The organism is Dyadobacter sp. (assembly GCF_051859145.1).
Taxonomy (GTDB): Bacteria; Bacteroidota; Bacteroidia; order Cytophagales; family Spirosomataceae; genus Dyadobacter.
Window position 1 is genome coordinate 1 of record NZ_JBHYGF010000286.1, and the last position, 1,477, is coordinate 1,477.

Sequence of the window (1,477 nt, forward strand, 5' to 3'; positions counted from 1 at the left end):
AATGTTCTGGTAAGTAACTGCGGAATTAAGCAGGTATATCGCCGGGAAACGTGTGATCGGGTTGCTGCTGCCCGAAGTACCCGCCCCCGATTTCCGCACACTGATGTAATTGTTGGTAATGCTGATGCTCAGGTTTTTGACAGGCTCGTACACGGCACCAAGGTTGGCCGACCAGGGCGCTACATCGCTGATAGGGATCTTCTGCCCCTCCACTTTCAGGTCGCGCGGGTTGCTGTAAGTGAAATTCCCCCAGATGTTCAGACCTTTCACGTCATATCGCGCTTCCGATTGCAGACCGATAATGCGCTGCTTCCCCAAAGCCTGGAACTGGGTAGTTGTAGTTTGCGTGCCGGGGATAGTGGCAGTCGCCAGCCCGACTGCATTACTGTAATTGGCCACATAAGCAGCTATGTTCGCCGACAGCGCTTTGCTGAACCGCACAGCAATGCTGCCCTCGACGTTCTTCACGCGCTCAGGCTGCAAAGTTGGATTGTTGAGCAGCCTCTCGCGGGTCGTGGCATATTTTTGAAGATAGGAGGCGTCTTTAAAGGCTTCTGCATAAATCCCTTTAAACACAAACATGCCCCGCGAATAAATGAGGCTCAACCGCGGATTGAAAACAAAACCGTAACCGCCATTGGAGCGGATCTGGTTGTAGTCGACGCGGGTGGCGAGTACCATTTTCAGGTGGTCAGACCAGTTGTAAGTACCCTGGCTGAATATGCCCATGTCAAAAACCCGGAAGTTGTCGCCACCGGCAAGGGTGGAATCAGGCCGACCGAATTCGTCTGCTCCCTCGACGGGCGAGGTAATGTAGTTGGCCTGGATAATGCTGTTTCGTATTTCTATCCCGCTGTTAATGTCCATTTTAGGAAGCGGGGTCCAGAGTACGCGGAACTCATTTCTGAGCTGATTGGAAACGCGGTACCAGTATGGCGTTGCGTAAGTAGGTTTTCTTTCGTTCAAAAGGTCGATGATACCGTAACTACCATTGAAATACCCCCGGTAAGTAGGCAGGTTCGTCGCTCCGTTCAGTTCATGGAGCCGGTAGGAAGTCAGGTTCAGGATCTGGACTTTGTCCGACAGGTATTTATTATAGGTCAATGAAAATGCCTTGTTGTTGGCTACCCAACGCGACAGGTCTTTGGTGACGATGCGGGACCGATTGGTGTACCAGGGAGTAGCGCCTTCATCTGTTTTCCACGTCAAAAGCGATAGCATAAAATCTTTGAACTCGATCTTCGCCCGCAGGTAGAAGTTACGGGAATCATCATTGAACTCAACCGGATTCCCATTTACATTGGCTTGAAAAAGATACTGGTTGTCCAGCGCCGCAGCCTTCGCCTTACCTGCCGGCGTCAGGCTCAATGCATTCACCGCGCCGGTGGCATCGGTACCTACCTGGTACAAATCACTGTTTGGAAAAAGGGTAGATAGCTTGTTATTGTTATAATAGGTCTGAGCGGCCGCGCCCGAC

At 51.5% G+C, this 1,477-nt stretch carries 1 protein-coding gene; it reads right to left on the bottom strand.

Going from position 1 to position 1,477, the window contains the following annotated elements; translation table 11 throughout:
• A partial coding sequence (locus ACTIE6_RS16270; protein ID WP_439557646.1) for a TonB-dependent receptor plug domain-containing protein occupies positions 1–1,477 on the bottom strand: 1,477 nt, incomplete at both ends.